Source organism: Streptomyces sp. NPDC044044 (assembly GCF_056434405.1).
Window position 1 is genome coordinate 165414 of record NZ_JBWKFG010000011.1, and the last position, 17010, is coordinate 182423.

Genomic DNA, 17010 nt, shown 5'->3' on the forward strand with positions numbered 1-17010 from the left:
TCAGCCAAGACTTACGCATGACGGGATCCACTGTCAATCCGCACCCGCGCCACGCCTGCGCAGCCCTGAATGACAGTTGACGGCTCATTCCTTCACCTGTCAGTCTCCACTTACACGTGAAGGATGCAAGGCTGGAAAGCCGTGAAGGGGCGGGGATGGTCATGAGGAAGCGATCGGTCACGGTGCGCGTGGCCCGATGGAGCGCGCTGCACCCAGGGCGCGCGATCGTCGGGTGGCTGGTGTTCGTGGTGCTCTGCCTGGGGGGCGGCATCGCCGCCGGCATGAACAGCGCCACGTCGGAGGACTTCCGCGTCGGGGAGGCGGGCCGCGCCGAAGCCCTGGCGACCGAGGGCGGTGTCCAGCTGCGGTCCACGGAGCAGGTCCTGATCCGCGCCGAGTCGGGGCCGCTCGACGAGAGGGCCGCCGACGCCGCCGTCAAGGACATCACCGCCCGGATGAAGTCGCTGCCCGAGGTCGCGTCGGTGGCGGCGCCGGTCGAATCGGCCGACGGGCGGGTCCTGCGGGTCCAGGTGGAGCTGAACGGCTCCGAGCAGAAGGACCAGGAGGCGGTGCCCCCGGTCCGGGCCCAGACCGAGGCGGTCGCGAAGGCCCACCCTGACCTGGTCGTCGAGGAGACCGGTGACGCCTCCGTGAGCAAGGGCGTCGAGGACCAGCGCGACAAGGACCTGCAGTTCTCCGAGGCGATCACGCTGCCCGTCACGCTGATCACGCTCGCGCTGGTCTTCGGCTCGGTGATCATGGTCGGCGTACCGCTGCTGCTCGCCGTCACCTCGATCATGGCGACGATGGGCCTGGCGATGCTGGCCTCGCACCTGCTGCCCGACACCGGCGTCGGGATGAGCATGATCCTGCTCATCGGCATGGCCGTCGGCGTCGACTACACGCTCTTCTATCTCAAGCGCGAACGCGAGGAGCGGGCCCGCGCGGGCGGTCGCCTCACCTCCGAGGCCCTGGTCGAGGCCGCCGCCGCGACCGCGGGCCGCGCCATCGTGGTCTCCGGACTCGCCGTGATCGTCTCCACCACCGCGCTCTTCCTGGCCCGTGACGTCATCTTCGACTCCCTCGCCACCGGCACCATCCTGGTCGTCGCCGTCGCCGTGGTCAGCTCGGTGACGGTGCTGCCCGCGCTCCTGGTCAAGCTCGGCCGCCGTACGGAGCGCCGCGCCGCCAAGCGGATCGCGCGGGGCAAGCCGGTCCGGGCGGCGTACGGCGAGAAGAAGCCGGGCCGCGCGTGGAACGCCCTGCTCGCGCCCGCCCGCAAGCGCCCCGCGCTCACCCTGTGCCTGTCGGTCCTCGTCATGCTGGGGCTCGCGCTGCCCGCACTGGACATGAACCTCAAGAACCCGGCGCGCGACAGCTTCTCGCGCGACATCCAGGCGATGAAGGGGTACGACAGGCTGCTCGAAGCCTTCCCGGAGCAGCGCGTCCGGCACCTCGTCGTGGTGCGGGCCGAGGCCTCGCAGGCCGGAGAGGTCCGTGCTGCCCTGACGGCTCTGGACCGCAGGGCGAAGGCCGACCCGCTCTTCTCGCACCCCTCAGGTGCTCCGCTCCTGCGCGCCTCGAAGGACCGGCGGACCACCGCCCTGGAGCTGAACGCCCCGCACCCGACGTACTCGAAGAAGGCCGAGGACTCGCTCGACCACCTGCGCCACGACCATCTCCCCGCGACCGTCGGCAAGCTGCCCGGCGTCGAGACGGCCGTCACCGGCGAGGTGCCGCGCGGCACCGACTACGTGGAGCACCAGAACCAGAAGCTGCCGCTCGTCCTCGGCTTCCTGCTCCTGATGACCTTCGCCATGACGGTCATCGCGTTCCGATCCGTCGTCCTCGGACTGCTCGGCATCGTGCTCAACCTGCTCTCCGCCGCGTCCGCGCTCGGGCTGCTCGTCCTGGTCTTCCAGGGCAAGTGGGCCGAGGAACTGCTCTCGTTCATCTCGCTCGACGGCATCTCGTCGCGGGTGCCGCTCTTCCTCTTCGTGATCCTCTTCGGGCTCTCGATGGACTACCAGGTGTTCGTGGTCAGCCGGATCCGGGAGGCCGCGCTGAACGGCGTACCCACCCGACAGGCCGTCATCCAGGGCATCAGCTCGTCGGCCAAGGTCGTCACCAGCGCGGCGATCGTCATGGTCACCGTCTTCGCGAGCTTCGTGATGCTGCACATCCTGGAGATGAAGCAGATGGGCTTCGTCCTCGCGGCGGCCGTCCTGCTCGACGCGTTCGTGATCCGCATCATGATCCTGCCTGCGGCGCTGCTGCTGCTCGGGCGTGCCACCTGGTGGCCGTCCCGCGCGATCCTGCGCGCCGAGGAGCGGGCGGCCGAGCGGTACGGGCGGCATGGTGCGGGGGAGGCGCCGGAGGCACCGGAAGCACCGGAGGCCACCGATGAGCGTCCGCTTTCCGGGCATTGGGCGGAGCCCGGGGCGGCGCGTCGTGGCTAACCGGAGCAGTTAGGGGGTGGTGGGTGGGCGGGCACCCATTCGAACGCTTACGATCCTCTGCGTGTCCAAACTGACCGACGTGCCCAAACGGATCCTCATCGGGCGCGCACTGCGCAGCGACCGGCTCGGAGAAACCCTCCTGCCGAAGCGCATCGCTCTACCCGTGTTCGCGTCCGACCCGCTCTCCTCCGTGGCCTATGCGCCGGGGGAAGTGCTCCTCGTCCTCTCGATCGCGGGTGTGTCGGCGTACCACTTCAGCCCCTGGATCGCTGTCGCGGTCGTCGTGCTGATGTTCACCGTCGTCGCGTCGTACCGGCAGAACGTGCACGCCTACCCGAGCGGTGGTGGCGACTACGAGGTCGCCAACACCAACCTCGGCCCCAAGGCCGGACTCACCGTCGCGAGCGCGCTGCTCGTCGACTACGTCCTGACCGTGGCCGTGTCGATCTCATCGGGCATCGAGAACCTCGGCTCGGCGGTCCCGTTCGTCGTCGAGCACAAGGTCCTCTGCGCCGTAGCCGTCATCGTGCTCCTGACGGTGATGAACCTGCGTGGCGTGAAGGAGTCCGGGAAGCTCTTCGCCATCCCGACGTACGTCTTCGTGGCCGGCGTCTTCATCATGATCGCGTGGGGTGCCTTCCGCGGCATCGTCCTCGACGAGACGATGAAGGCGCCCACCGCGGACTACGAGATCAAGCCGGAGCACGGGGGCCTCGCGGGCTTCGCCCTCGTCTTCCTGCTCCTGCGGGCCTTCTCCTCGGGATGTGCCGCGCTCACCGGCGTCGAGGCGATCAGCAACGGCGTCCCGGCCTTCCGCAAGCCCAAGAGCAAGAACGCGGCGAGCACCCTGGCCCTGATGGGCGCCCTGGCCGTCACCATGTTCTGCGGCATCATCGCGCTGGCCATGACGACCAAGGTCCGCATGGCCGAGTATCCGGGCAAGGACCTGTTCCACAACGGCGTCCCGGTCGGCTCGGACTACGTCCAGAACCCGGTGATCTCCCAGGTCGCCGAGGCCGTCTTCGGCAACGGCAGCTTCCTGTTCATCGTCCTGGCGGCCGCCACCGCGCTGGTCCTGTTCCTCGCGGCCAACACGGCGTACAACGGCTTCCCGCTGCTCGGCTCGATCCTCGCGCAGGACCGCTACCTTCCGCGCCAGCTGCACACCCGCGGCGACCGGCTCGCCTTCTCCAACGGCATCGTGCTGCTGGCGGGCGCCGCGGCCCTGCTCGTCGTCATCTACGGCGCGGACTCGACCCGCCTGATCCAGCTCTACATCGTCGGCGTCTTCGTCTCCTTCACGCTCAGCCAGATCGGCATGGTCCGGCACTGGAACCGCCATCTGCGCAAGGAGAAGGACCAGGCCAAGCGGCGCCACATGATCCGCTCGCGGGCGATCAACACCTTCGGCGCCTTCTTCACGGGCATGGTCCTGGTCGTCGTACTCGTCACGAAGTTCACGCACGGCGCGTGGGTCGCGCTGCTCGGCATGTGCATCTTCTACGCGACGATGTCCGCGATCCGCCGCCACTACGACCGCGTGGCCGAGGAGATCGCGGCCCCGGACACCCCGTCCGAGGACAGCGTGCGCCCGTCGCGCGTGCACTCCATCGTCCTGGTCTCCAAGATCCACCGCCCGACGCTGCGCGCCCTCGCCTACGCCAAGCTGATGCGCTCGGACACGCTCGAAGCGCTGAGCATCAACGTCGACCCGGCGGAGACCAAGGCCCTCAGGGCCGAGTGGGAGCGGCGCGGCATCACCGTCCCGCTGAAGATCCTCGACTCGCCCTACCGCGAGATCACGCGGCCGATCATCGAGTACGTCAAGGGGCTCCGCAAGGAGAGCCCGCGCGACGTGGTCAGCGTGATCATCCCGGAGTACGTGGTGGGCCACTGGTACGAGCACCTGCTGCACAACCAGAGCGCGCTCAGGCTCAAGGGCCGTCTGCTCTTCACGCCGGGCGTGATGGTGACGTCGGTCCCCTACCAGCTGGACTCCTCCGAGGCCGCGAAGAAGCGGGCCCGGAAGCGGTCCGAGTGGAACGCGCCGGGTGCGGTGCGGCGGGGCCCGGTGGAGAAGCGCGCGAAGGAGCCGAGCAACGGCGGCGGCAACGGCAAGAAGTCCTGAGCTTCCCGACTCCTGCTGAGTTCTACCGACCCCGGTGGTTGGCGAGCGGCCGGACGACACCCACGTAGACTGGTGGGCTGTTGTCCGGCCGTTTCTTACGGCCGATCCCCTTTTACGTTGTGGAGTCACCCCGCCATGCAGGCAGAACCGAAGAAATCGCAGGCGGGGAACTCGAAGGAGAGCTCGCAGGAGACCTCCCTCGTCGGGCAGGAGTACGAGGTCGAGGTCGGCCCCGTCGCACACGGCGGCCACTGCGTCGCCCGCACAGCGGAGGGCCGCGTCCTCTTCGTCCGCCACACGCTCCCCGGCGAGAAGGTCATCGCGCGCGTGACGGACGGCGACGAGGACAGCCGCTTCCTGCGCGCGGACGCGGTGACCGTCCTCGAACCGTCGAAGGACCGTGTCGACGCCCCGTGCCCCTACGCGGGCCCCGGCCGCTGCGGAGGCTGCGACTGGCAGCACGCGAAGCCGGGCGCGCAGCGCCGCCTCAAGGGCGAGGTCATCACCGAGCAGCTGGCGCGCCTCGCGGGCCTGACCCCCGAGGAGGCCGGCTGGGACGGCACGGTCGTCCCGGCCGAGGGCGACAAGCTGCCGTCCGGCGAGGTCCCTGCCTGGCGCACGCGTGTCCAGTACGCGGTGGACCCCGACGGCAACGCGGGCCTGCGGCGCCACCGCTCGCACGAGGTGGAGCCCGTCGAGCACTGCATGATCGCGGCTCCCGGCATCTCGGAGCTCGGCATCGAGAAGCACGACTGGTCCGGCATGGAGTCGGTCGAGGCGATCGCGGCATCGGGCTCCCAGGACCGCCAGGTCATCCTGGAGCCGAAGCCGGGCGCGCGCCTGCCCCTCGTCGAGCTCGACAAGCCGGTCTCGGTCCTGCGCATCGCCGAACAGGACGGCGGCGTCCACCGCGTGCACGGCCGCCCGTTCGTCCGCGAGCGCGCCGACGGCCGCACGTACCGCGTCGGCAACGGCGGCTTCTGGCAGGTCCACCCGAAGGCGGCCGAGACGCTCATGCTCGCCGTCATGCAGGGCCTGACGCCCCGCAAGGGCGACACGGCCCTCGACCTCTACTGCGGCGTGGGCCTGTTCGCGGGCGCGATCGCCGACCGGGTCGGTGACAAGGGCGCGGTCCTCGGCATCGAGTCCGGCAAGCGAGCGGTGGAGGACGCCCGCCACAACCTCGCGGCCTTCGACCGCGTCCGCATCGAACAGGGCAAGGTCGAGGCGGCCCTGCCGCGCACCGGCATCACCGAGGTCGACCTGATCGTCCTCGACCCGCCGCGCGCGGGCGCGGGCAAGCAGACCGTGAAGCACCTGACGAAGCTGGGGGCGCGGAGGATCGCGTACGTGGCGTGCGATCCGGCAGCGCTGGCGCGGGACCTGGGGTACTTCCGGGATGGCGGCTACCGGGTGCGGTCGCTGCGGGCGTTCGATCTGTTTCCGATGACCTCGCATGTTGAGTGTGTCGCTGTTCTAGAGCCAGCAGCAAAGGGCATCTGAACTGCCCTTTGTAGTTCCTGAGAGCCTGTTCGACCTGCTTTCAGGGCTTGGATGGGTACACCGTGTGGAGTGCGTTGCGTTACTCGATCTGATTTGAGGAGCATTGCTGGCGCGACGTCTCGGTCTTACCCTCCTGTTCTCGTGACAGGTGGTGCTGCCTGTGGCTTCTTGCCGGCGAGGTGGGGCAGGCCGAGGTAGGCAAAGTCGCGCAGGACTTTGGGTGTGCCCGTCCGGGACCCTGCTCGTTGGAGAACGTAGGTTGGCCACTCAGGATTCGTGAAGCCATGCCCACAGCGAACCTGTTGGTGCGGCGTCTGGAATCCGAGGAACAGGTGCGGGCCCTGTTCCTCTATTGCCGCACCGCAGGAGGCTGGGATTCTGAGGCTATGGCGTTCCCGTCCTGTTGGGCAGCAGTGTTGTAGTTGCCTGGCGGCGCAATTATCCTTCCCGTTCTCGCCGCTCCCTCTGTTCGCGCTCTTCGCGCCGGAGGCGTTGCGCGTTGACGACGGCTTCGAGGTCGGGCAGTCGCCAGTGCGTGGGGTGTACGGATGCGAGGAGCTGGTTGAAGGTGTCGAGCGAGTGCTCGTCGTCGATGGACTCACCTCGGTCGGCCTCGAGCCGCGTCCGGATCTCCGGCCAGCGGTGTGCCCATTCGCTGATGTGCCAGCTGGTCATGGCGTCGAGATAGCGTACGGCGGGGCGGGTGCCGTTGATGCGACGTTGCTGGTTGAGGGATTGGCGCCCGGCGTGGATCTGTTCAAATTGCCAGAGCAGGTTGAAGTAGTGGTGGAGGACTATGTCTGGGGTTTCGTCAGTGGGCCCGGTCCCGCGCCTGTAGCGCTCGAGGATGCCGCGGGACTTCGCGGTGTCGGCTGAGGTCAGGTTGCTGAAGAGGGAGCGGGCGAGTTCAAAGCCGGCGCGGGCGCTGTTGCCGCTGGTGGTGTACGTGGCGATGCACGCACTGATGACGGCAATGCTGGCAGACACGAGGGCAGTGTTGGTGGGGCTCATGCTCGGCAGCGTGGCCCGCCGGGAGCCGGGTCGTGTACAGCTTGAGCCGGTTCAGAGGTTAGGACGATGACCAGTCAGATCAGCTCCTGCTGTCGCCTTCCATATGCCAGTCGCCGGAGTGGCGGCCAGTGAGACCACGTTCTGGATCGAGGAGCCCGGCGCGTAGCCGCCCAGGGGCAGGTCGACACACTGCTGGCGATCTGCCGCACGGTGAACGCCCGCACCGGGCCCCAGTGCAGCCGAGCGGATTGAGCAACTTGCGTACCGCCGGCACATACCGTGCGAGCACGATTGCCTTTGCATGCCTGTACCGCCCGAGCAGTACCTGAGCCGCCACCTCCAGTGTGGAGCGGGGGCCAACCTCCGGCCCGCCCTGGCCGAGGGTTACCGAAGTCGCCACCGGCTGATCGCGAATGATTCCGGCCAGTGACAGGTCAGTGACTGGCCATAGCCGTCGAGTGCATCGATCGACAGCGACTGACTCACGTACGGTCTTCGGACCTGTGGGGCGATGTTGGGGGAGCGGTGTACATGACCGGGGCGGGGCGGCCTTATCCCGTCGAGGAGCTTCTGACGGCGGTGCGCGCCGAGATCCTCGCCGAACTCCGGAACGATGCCGATGGCGCCACGAAGGTTGCTCTTTCCAAGGGGCGGCTTCTCTCACAATCCGGGGGGACGCGAGAGTACCTCTTCGATTGCCGCACCTGGCACGACAGCCTGGACAGTGCTTCTGTCCTCGCTCGGCCGTCACGTTCCCGTAAGGCGTGGGACCTGGCTGAGGCGTCTCGCGCGCCGGACGGGACCGTACGGCTCGTGACGAAGGCAGATCTCGGGGCGGCGCCCGCGAACATCCAGATCCGCAAGGACGACTCCGCGAACTGGGCCGCGCTGGCCGAGCGCCTGGAGACGGTCGGCGGTCAGGATAGCCTCGTCGACGCGGATCACGCGGGCTGGCTGGTCGGCCGGGGTACCCCGCGCACGGGCCGTGCCGAGAACCCGGGGCAGTGGGTGGCGAACTGGGCGGGGCTCCAGCTGAACCCACGTCAGCGCGACGCCGTCGCACGGGCCCTCGCCAGTGAGGTGCTGTTCCTGTGGGGACCGCCCGGCACCGGGAAGACGGACGTCGTCGGTCACATCGTCGAGGGCAGTTTCCGCCAAGGGCTCAAGGTCCTGTTTCTCGCCCCCACGAACGTCGCGGTGGACCAGGCTCTTGAGCGGATGTGCTCCCTATTGGAGCACGAGGAGGGCTTCGCCGAGGGGATCGTCCAGAGGACAGGGACCATCGTCCTGCCGTCGCTGCGCAGCCGCTACGGAGACCAGGTCGACCCGGCCCGGATTGCCGCCCTGCTCGTGGAGAGCATCGACCGGCAGATCAGCACGGCGACCGACCAGCTCAAGGGCGCGAGGGCGGCGCTGGCCTTGCACGACCGGATCCGGGACCTGGAGTCGGATCTGGCCGTCGGCACAAAGGAGATGGCGGAGGCCGACCGTGACCACGCCGCGGCGGCGAAGATGGTCGCGGCCGCGGACACCCTGGCCGCGCAGCTGCGGCGGAAGATGGAGAAAGTGGGGCCACCGACCGGATTCCTCGCAGAGCGCAGAACGGCGAAACTGAGTGACCTCCGGTCCGCCCTGGCGCACGAGGAGGACGAGGCGACGCGGGCCAGGGCGGACGTCGCGCGCGCGGCCCGGCGCCGCACGGCGGGCGAGAAGCAGGCGGCCGATGTCCGCCGCGCCCTCCCCGCGGCCTATGCCGCCATCGTCGGGATCCCGCCCAGACAGACCGTCGCTGAGTCCGCTGCCTCGCTTCAGGAGCAACTTGACGAACTCGGACGGAAACGAAAGCAGATCCAGGACGAGGTTCGCTCCCACTGCCGGGTGCTCGGAGCGACCGTGGCCAAGGCTGTCCAGTCGAGGAAACTGCTTAACGAAGTCGATGTCGTGGTGATCGATGAGGCCGGGATGGTCAACCTGCCGTCGGCCTGGTTCGCCGCCGGTCTCGCCCGCAAGCGGGTGGTCGTGGCGGGAGACTTCCGACAGTTGCCCGCCGTGACCAAGGGCGACGGTGACCGGGAGGCGAGCGAGGAGGAGCGCACCCACTCCCGCGAGTGGACCGCTCGGGACGCCTTCCACGCCGCCGGACTGGTCGACCCTTCCGGCCGGGTGCGCCAGGACCCTCGCCTGGTGGCGCTCGACACCCAGTACCGGATGCGGGAGCCGATCTGCGCGGTGGTCAACGAAGTGGCGTATCCGGACGCGCCGCTCAGGACCGGACGCGGGAACACCAGCCGCCTGCCGTTCGCCCCGCTCATCGACTCCCCAGTGATCCTGATCGACACGTCCGGCCGCCGAATCCCCGGTGGCGGCCGCAAACCCCACATGACGAACGCCGTCCACGCCGCGGTCATCCACGAGCTGGTGCGAGGGCTCCAGTACGAGGGGGTCCTGCCCGGACGCAAGTGGCAGGAGGTCCCCGAGGTGGAACGGGCGACCGACCGGCTCGCCGTCATCTCCCCGTACCGGGAGCAGGTCAAGGCCCTAAAGAGCAGCCTGGCCCACCGGTTCGGGGAGGACTACGACGGCCTGGTCGACACCGTCCACCGGTTCCAGGGCAGCCAGCGTCCCGTCGTGCTCCTCGACACGGTGGCGGGCGCCGGCAAGGATCCCGGCTTCTTCTACAGCGGAACGGGACTGTCCTCGCAGACCTGCCGCCTCCTGAACGTCGCACTCAGCCGGGCCCAGGATCACCTGGTCGTCGTGGCGGACGTCGCCTTCCTCCGCAAGCACCTGGCCCCGCACAGTGAGGCACTGGCGATGGTCGACCATCTGGAGGCGCACGCGCAGACCATCTCCGCCGACCAGCTGATCCCGATCCGCGACGCGGACCAGCTGGCCACCCTGTCGGAAGAGGAACTGGCGCGACCGGCGTTCTTTGAACACAGCGAGGTTCTAGAGGCGGTGGCGTGGGATGTGGAGCGAGCACAGCGCAGCATCGAGCTGTACTCGGCCTTCATGGACGCACCTCCCGTCCGCCGGTGGGCCCGGATGCTCGGCCCGAAGGCGGCTGAGGGGCTTCAGATCACGGTGTTCACCCGCCCGTCGGAGGAGCAGCAGGAACCCTCCCGCGTGGCGCGACACAGGGAGCTGGTCGGGGAGCTGGAGGCCGCTGGTTGCCGGGTCGAGTTCCGCGATCGTATGCATGAGAAGGTCCTCATGCTGGACGGTTCGGTCCTGTGGCACGGCTCGAAGAACCTGCTCGCGAACATCGGGCCGACGGACCTGATGATGCGTTACACCGACCCTGCCTCCTGCGACCGTGTACGGCGGCTGATGGAGCGCACCCGCATGGAACGCCCGGCACGAGGGCTGTGGCGTCCCGCCAGGGAGACCGCTCCAGCGTCCGAGATGCCTGCCCAGCGAGCCGAGGCGCCGGACGGCAAGGTGTACCCGGGGCTTGTGCGGGACGGCCGTCTGTACCTCGATGTCCCGTACGAGCAAAAGGACGAGGCCAAGCGCCTGCTCAGGGCCCAGTGGGACAGGGAGGCCCGGCACTGGTGGGTCGACGCGGACCGGATCACCCGGGAACAGGCGGCGCGCTGGCTGCCGTAGGGGAAGCTCAGCGGCCTCTTACGCGGTGGCCAAGGACGGTGCTGTGAGGCTGGCAGCGCGGGCGGTTGTGACGAAGGTCTTGCGACGGGATTCGAGGCGTTCGATGAGCGGGTCCCGGACCCAGCCACCGATCAATAGATCCCATGTCGCCGGGCAACGGTCGACCAGGGAGAGGGTTTGGTTTACCTGTGCTTCGGCGAGGGTGGCGCTGTCGCGAAGGCAGTAGTCCAGGAGGCCGCGGTCGTGGCTTTTCCCCTCCTCGTCCTTGCGCGCCCAGTCGACGAGGAGTTCCCAGGCGGCAAAGGCCGAACCATGACGATCGGTCGTGCAGGTCTCCGGGTCGCCAGGGCACCAGCCTGCTTCCAAGGCGCTGATGGTCGCTCGCAGAACCGCACGATCGAGTGCGCACCATTCCAGAGAGCGGCACTGCGAGAGAAGTTGCTCTGCGGCTGTAAGGACATCAGGTGGGGCCAGAAACTCCAGTGAGGCGTAACTGGTTTCCACCGGGATGGCGTGCTTTGCGAGGAGACCCTTGCGTTCATCGTGATCGAGGCTCGGCAGCCGCTTCACGACACTCACCAGGGTGTCGGAAGCGCTCAGGAACTCCCTGCACGCGCTGCTGAGTGCAATGTGCTGTTGCTGATCCTGGTGAAGGAGGCTCTGGGTTCGTACCGCCGAGATAGCCGCGTCGGCCTGGTTACGCCCGGTCAGGAGCGCGGCGGATGTTGCACTTTCTGCGCTGCGCTTGGTCCACCACGCGGCGACTAAGGCAGTGGGAACGGAGAGGAGGGCTGCGATCGCACCCAGGTCGACCATGTCCATGGAGCAATGCTGGATGACGAAAAGCTGACGCGAGGGCGGCTCGGCGCAGATTGATGAGACGGATATTTGTTCCCACTCGCGGTTGTGGCCGCTCGTTTCGAAGGAGTCCCAGACCGGTCCGCACACCTGCGGCATCAGCGGGCAGGAAACTCAAGAGATCACGTGCTGACTCCAGTTGATCGAGGCGCCGTACGTGAGTGCCGGGGAGCAGTGGGCTGGCCCCAGGCTGTCATGGGCCTGGAGGGCTGCCGTGCGTGAGACGCCTGCACCGTGTCACTGGCGACCGCCCCTCCGGTGGCCCCCCACAGAGCCCTTGAAGGGGGAGGGGGCCGTAGATCGGGGCAGGGCTTGATGGGCCGATTGGTCATCCACTCCCTCGCTGGTTACACCCCAGCCCCGCCGCCAGCTGCCGACGAGCCGCAGTGAGTCCATTTCCTGTCTACTTCCGGTCAATCGGCCAGATGTGCGTTGTGGCCAACTTGTGCCTCTGCCGGGCTCGCTATCGGGCCCGTGTGCTGCATTGACTCGGCAGGGCCTGGCATTTCGGTGCCATCTCGTCACGCGGAGTGGCCGATTCCTCACCTGTGGAAATTTCTCATTCCGGTATGTGGCAAATTCTTTCGATTGCGAACCTTGCTGCCCGCGCGGACTCTGATGTGTCGAATATGCCGTGGACGCCTGCAATTGAGGTATGCGGGCGCAACGATCATGGGGGAACGGGTTGGACATCATGCAGGTCGCGGGGGTTGGAGCTGCCGCGCTGGTCGCTGAGATGGCCAAGAGCACATGGGAATCTGTGCGAGCGGGAGTGCGACGGCTGTTGCGCCGGGACGGGGAGCAAGGCTCTGCGCAGGTGCTTCAGCTCGTCGATGCCGCCCGTCAGCAGCTGATCGACTCCCAGGCCAGTGAGAGGGAGGCAGTGGAAGAGCGCCTGCGCGGTGAGCTGATGATCCAGCTGGCCGCCTTCCTGCAGCGCCACCCTGACGCGGCGTCTGAGCTACAGGAATTGGCGGAGCAGGCCCAGGGCGCGGACGACAGTGCCGGCGCGCGGACAAACGTGCACCACAACAGCAACAGTCAGGTCGTCATCTCGGGTGGCGCGATTAATGCCTCAGGTGGATTCCATTACCGTGCGCCGGAGGCTGGCCAGTGAGCGAGACGAACGCCTTCGGCCCGGTCCCGCCAGTTCCGCCACCTCCGGGCCCGCCTGTGCCACCCGCCGCCACGCCGGAGCCCGGATTCCGGGTGGACGTGGGCAACAACCAGAACTCGAAGATCATCGTGGCGGCCGGTTCCGTGACGATGAACAACAAGCCGCAGCTACCAGTGGCGGACATCCCCCAGGCCGAGCTGGATGTGGTGGAGCTGGCCTGGGTGGACTTGAGCGCCCGCGACGAGAAGGTCCGCACCGCAGACGAGGTGATCGAGCGCCTGGCCGGGGAGGGGCCACGGCTGGCTGTGGTGGCCGGCCCGGTGGGCTACGGCAAGCGCACAGCAGGAATCAAGGCCCTGGCCAGCATCTCCCGGCGAGAGCAGGACCTTCGGGGCAAACCCCTCACACTGCAGGAGATCCGCCCCGACTGGGAGCGCCCCGGTTCCCCCGATATTTCAGTACTGCCCGACGAACCGGGTCGCGGCTACCTGCTGGATGTGGCGGCAGAGATCGCGGCATGGAACAACCCCGGCAATGTGGCCGAACAACTGCTCAGCTACGCAGAGAGACTCCTCTACGTGGGTTCGTACCTGGTGGTGATCGCCGACGACCACGGGTGGCCGGACGATTCGGGCACGATGGCCCGCGCGGTCGTCCGCGCAACAAAGCGGCCGTCCGCACACCGTGTGGCGAAGGCGCACCTGGAGACCGTGTACCGCAAGCCGGACCGGGTGCGATGGCTGAGCAACGTCCCCGGGAGCACCGAACAGACCGGCTCGGCTGCCCACCTCCTCAATGACAGCAGCCGGCCCGCCGACGGCGTCCGACTGGCCGCCGTACTCGCCGAAGCCGACGAGACGACAGAGGGCTTCAGGACCGCCCTTGGCACGTTCCAGCAATGGCACAACGACGTTCAACGCGTCTTCAAAGACACCAACGAGGACCCAGAAGATCGGGCGCTGCTCGTCTCCACCCTCTTCCTCGACCGCAAGGACGCACTCACCATTCAAAGCGGCGCGCGGACCCTGCTGAACGAACCCCAGAACACCGACGTGCGCGCCATTTTGACCGGCCCAGACCTGACCACCCGACTGCAAAAGATGGGAGCGCAGGTCACTGGCCGGACCGTCACCCTCGCACACAGGCCCGGCTATGCGCGCGCCGTCCTGCTTCACCTGTGGCAGCAGCGCGCCGATATTCACCCGCCCCTGCTGAAGTGGCTCGACACCGTCACCGCACCCAAAGGTCTCGCCGCCGACCGGCTACGCGAGATCGGCGACCTTCTCGTCGAACTGGCCATCGCCGAGAACGACATCCGTGTCATCGCCCAGATCCACGCCTGGATCGACAACGGCGACAACAGCACCGAGCACCGCAACCTGATCGCCCGTGTCCTCACCATCGCCGCCGAATCCGACACCCTCGGCGCCGCAGTCCGCTCCCTACTGCTGGACTCCGCCCAGGAACCGTCACCAGCGGTAGCCACCGTCGTCGCTCTGGTCTGCCAAGGCGAGTTCGCCGAACACTACCCACGCCAGTCCCTCGTGCGGCTACGGCACATCCTCGATCGCGCCGTGATGGACGAGGCCGTTCTGGCAGCCCAGGACGCACTACGGGACATCGCCGCCCGCGAAAACCAGTTACCGCGCGTGTGGAGCACCGTCATCAAATGGGCCACCGAGAAGAAGCACCTGGCTGGGCACCGAGCCTTCCTGTCCCTGCTGGACCCCAGCATCGACTCCTACGTCCTGCAAGTCATGCTCGCTGCCGCCCAGCAGGACCCCGACGTCAAAGACGCCCTGGTGGAAGGCTGGAACGTCGCCCTGGCCGACTCCCGGGTTGATGCGGAATGCCGCGCACTCCTCGTCGCATGGGCCCGCGCACGAGAAGCAGAGCAGGTACCAGAAGAGACCGTCACCGACATCCTCAACGACGTCGTAGTGCAGCACCTGTACTCCACACCCATCTCCGCACTCATCTTCGGAGAACCGGGCGTGGCCAACGATGCGGCCGTCATCGAACTGCGCAAGGACCTCAGACTGCCGCCTCAACTGGCAGCGGCCCTGCCCGACGAGCCCTCACCCGCGAGGACCTGACGGTGCCCTTCACACGCTGGACCCGGCGTCGCACCCGCAGACGGGTGCGACGCGGGCTGACCCGCTTCGACGCTCGGTTGAACTCTTCCTGCCCTGGCATCGGCTTCACCTGCCGGATCACCGCCCATGTCCTGACCGAACCCCCGTTCCCGGACACAGAGGCGGGGATTGTCAGCGCGATCCGGACGGCCCTACGAACGGCGGCCGTCGAAGTATCTGCCACCTGCGACCCGGCAGATACTGCAATGGCACACGACAAGATCGCAGAAGACCTGCGCCAGGAGCGCAGACTGCCGACCGAACCACCCGTTATCTACCGCGCCGAACTCACCCTCGACCTTCTGCCCGACGACCAGTCGGCAGTGGGAGCCCTCCTTTCCGCGCAGCGCAAGCAAACAACGGCCGACATCCTGCGCCGACAGAAGACGAAGGCCATCGCGACAGAACTCTCCGACCCAGCCGCCCTGCTGGTCCGTTGGCTCGAACGCGAAGACGCCGACTGGTCGAAAATCCCCGCGCTCGTCGGGGAGATAACGAAGGCCGCGGAAGTATTCGCGCAATACCGCCCGGAGCACGAGCGAACGGTCGAGCACCAGGCCGTCGAGGTCCTACGTGAGTTCCTCACCAGCTTCCCCGACCACGCCCAAAAGTGCATGCTCTACACACTCCTGGCAGCCGGCATGGACAGCGCCCAGCGCCCCCACCACGCGGCGAAAGCCAAGGCACTCCTCAACGGTTATGCACCGCCCGACGTACCGAGCGGCACATGAACGACACCACGCGCACGCCCAGATGCGGTCGACACGGGCGTCGTGGATGAGTACTTCCTTATGGCGGTGTCTGCTGGCACCGCGCACCAGCTGGCGCGCATGGCATCTGACCCGTACATCCAACGGCACCCTCACCTTCGACACAGCCTGGAGGCGCGCCCGCATCGACCGCCACCCCGACGAGATGCCCTACCGCCACCACGGCCATCAGCCGGAGACCACTCGTACACAGCAACCCCGCGTTCCCGATGGGTAGAGGTGGTCCGTGACTGCACTGCTGTGGCTACTGAGCAGCCGGAGGGGTGGTGCGGGAGGGCGCGAGAGGGCTGCAGCCCTCTCGCGCCCTCCCGCACCCGGTGCGTTCCACTTCTTGATCAGACGAGTGGCCGTTGGATAGGCTCCACCGATACGGTGTGTGATGCTCAAGGAACATCCTGTGTGCAGCCACCGGCGCAGGGGGGTGCGCTGTGCCTGACTCGATAGCCGTGCCGACGGGTGTCCAGCCAATCAGCTTCGACGTGCACGCAGTTCGCGGGGGAAGCCCCGGCGGAGCCCGCGACGACTTCGAAACGATGATCGCTCAGCTTGCCGCCGCGACGACCCCAAACGTACGGTCCGTCGCTGCCAACCCGGGCGACTGGGGTATCGACGCCTTCGCCGGGAACCTCGGCGGAGCGATCACAGTGTGGCAGTCCAAGTACTTCATGCCGGTCACCACCAAGAAGCACGTACAGCAGGTCAAAGAATCGCTCGACAACGTGCTGAAGGCAGCGGTCAATAACGGCCACACCGTCGCCAGCTGGATTCTGTGCATACCCTCCAGCATGGATGGCCCCATGACGGCATGGTGGGACACGTGGGCGAAGGCGAGGGAGAAGGAATACAGCCTCGTCATCCAGCTCTGGGACGAGACCGCCCTGCGGAAGAAACTGCTTAGCCCCGAGGGCGACGACGTGCGTCGCGGCTTCTACGAGACGTACGCTCCCCCCGCCCCCGCCCCCGCCCTCATGGAGCAGCTTCGGCTGGTGCTCGAAGTCGAGGACGACAAGGCAGCCGCCCTTGGCTCTGCCTTGTTCATTCGGCAGATGACCGAGGCCGGCCACGTGGAGCTGGACTCGGCCAAGAGGCAGTTCTTCAATGCCGATCTGGTGGCACGCGAGATCGCACACAAGGATGTTCCGGCGGAGGTGGCGGCGCTCAGTTCCGCCAATGCGACGCTCCACGCTCTATGGGAGATGCAGTTCAACGAATGCGCGGCCGAGGACGCGCTTCGGGCTCTCCACCCCCGCGTCTGGCGGGATGTACGCAACGAACACGACAAACTGCCGAAGTCGCTCCGCCTGGAGCTGGTGCACAGCTGGGGGCTGGTCCACCGGCTCGTGGACAACCGCAAGGCGGGCTGGGTCAAACACTGGCGGCAGATCGCCGCCGAGCACTCCGACGGCTGACCGCCGTCGCC

The 17010-nt window shown here is 67.7% G+C and carries 10 protein-coding genes; 8 read left to right on the plus strand and 2 right to left on the minus strand.

The features are described from left to right. The first annotated feature begins 161 nt into the window (after positions 1 to 161). From AC07AG_RS36730 to AC07AG_RS36740, 3 genes are all read left to right on the plus strand, one after another. Positions 162 to 2459: an MMPL family transporter gene (locus AC07AG_RS36730; protein ID WP_478760839.1), complete on the plus strand. Its 2298-nt coding sequence runs from the start codon at positions 162 to 164 to the stop codon at positions 2457 to 2459. 61 nt (positions 2460 to 2520) lie between these two features. Beyond that, complete coding sequence (locus AC07AG_RS36735; protein WP_478760840.1) at positions 2521 to 4587, plus strand: APC family permease; 2067 nt, start codon at positions 2521 to 2523, stop codon at positions 4585 to 4587. A 135-nt stretch (positions 4588 to 4722) separates the two neighbouring features. Continuing rightward, positions 4723 to 6090, plus strand: a complete 1368-nt coding sequence (locus AC07AG_RS36740) for a class I SAM-dependent RNA methyltransferase (protein WP_478760842.1) — start codon at positions 4723 to 4725, stop codon at positions 6088 to 6090. Between the two features lie 438 nt (positions 6091 to 6528). On the opposite strand, the gene AC07AG_RS36745 is transcribed toward AC07AG_RS36740, so the two are convergent. After that, the gene (locus AC07AG_RS36745) at positions 6529 to 7101 is read right to left on the minus strand and encodes a hypothetical protein (RefSeq protein WP_478760844.1); all 573 of its coding nucleotides are present in this window, start codon (positions 7099 to 7101) and stop codon (positions 6529 to 6531) included. Between the two features lie 813 nt (positions 7102 to 7914). Between AC07AG_RS36745 and AC07AG_RS36750 the strand changes: the two genes are divergently transcribed. After that, positions 7915 to 10710: an AAA domain-containing protein gene (locus tag AC07AG_RS36750; protein ID WP_478760845.1), complete on the plus strand. Its 2796-nt coding sequence runs from the start codon at positions 7915 to 7917 to the stop codon at positions 10708 to 10710. An 18-nt stretch (positions 10711 to 10728) separates the two neighbouring features. Here the strand turns inward: AC07AG_RS36750 and AC07AG_RS36755 are convergent, their stop codons facing one another. Continuing rightward, positions 10729 to 11532 carry a hypothetical protein gene (locus AC07AG_RS36755; protein WP_478760847.1) on the minus strand — a complete coding sequence of 268 codons (804 nt, stop codon included), beginning with the start codon at positions 11530 to 11532 and terminating at the stop codon, positions 10729 to 10731. Positions 11533 to 12253: 721 nt separating this feature from the next. On the opposite strand from AC07AG_RS36755, the gene AC07AG_RS36760 reads away from it, so the two are divergent. The 4 genes from AC07AG_RS36760 (at position 12254) to AC07AG_RS36775 (ending at position 16999) form a co-directional block, all read left to right on the plus strand. After that, positions 12254 to 12685, plus strand: a complete 432-nt coding sequence (locus AC07AG_RS36760; RefSeq protein WP_478760849.1) for a hypothetical protein — start codon at positions 12254 to 12256, stop codon at positions 12683 to 12685. Next, a complete protein-coding gene (locus tag AC07AG_RS36765) occupies positions 12682 to 14781 on the plus strand; it encodes a hypothetical protein (protein ID WP_478760850.1) in 2100 nt (699 codons plus the stop codon). Before AC07AG_RS36760 ends, AC07AG_RS36765 begins: the two co-directional genes overlap by 4 nt. Positions 14782 to 14783: 2 nt before the next feature. Then, on the plus strand, positions 14784 to 15551 hold the full coding sequence (locus AC07AG_RS36770; protein ID WP_478760852.1) for a hypothetical protein: 768 nt from the start codon (positions 14784 to 14786) through the stop codon (positions 15549 to 15551). Between the two features lie 467 nt (positions 15552 to 16018). Continuing rightward, positions 16019 to 16999: a serine/threonine protein kinase gene (locus tag AC07AG_RS36775; protein WP_478760854.1), complete on the plus strand. Its 981-nt coding sequence runs from the start codon at positions 16019 to 16021 to the stop codon at positions 16997 to 16999. The last annotated feature ends 11 nt before the right edge of the window (positions 17000 to 17010 follow it).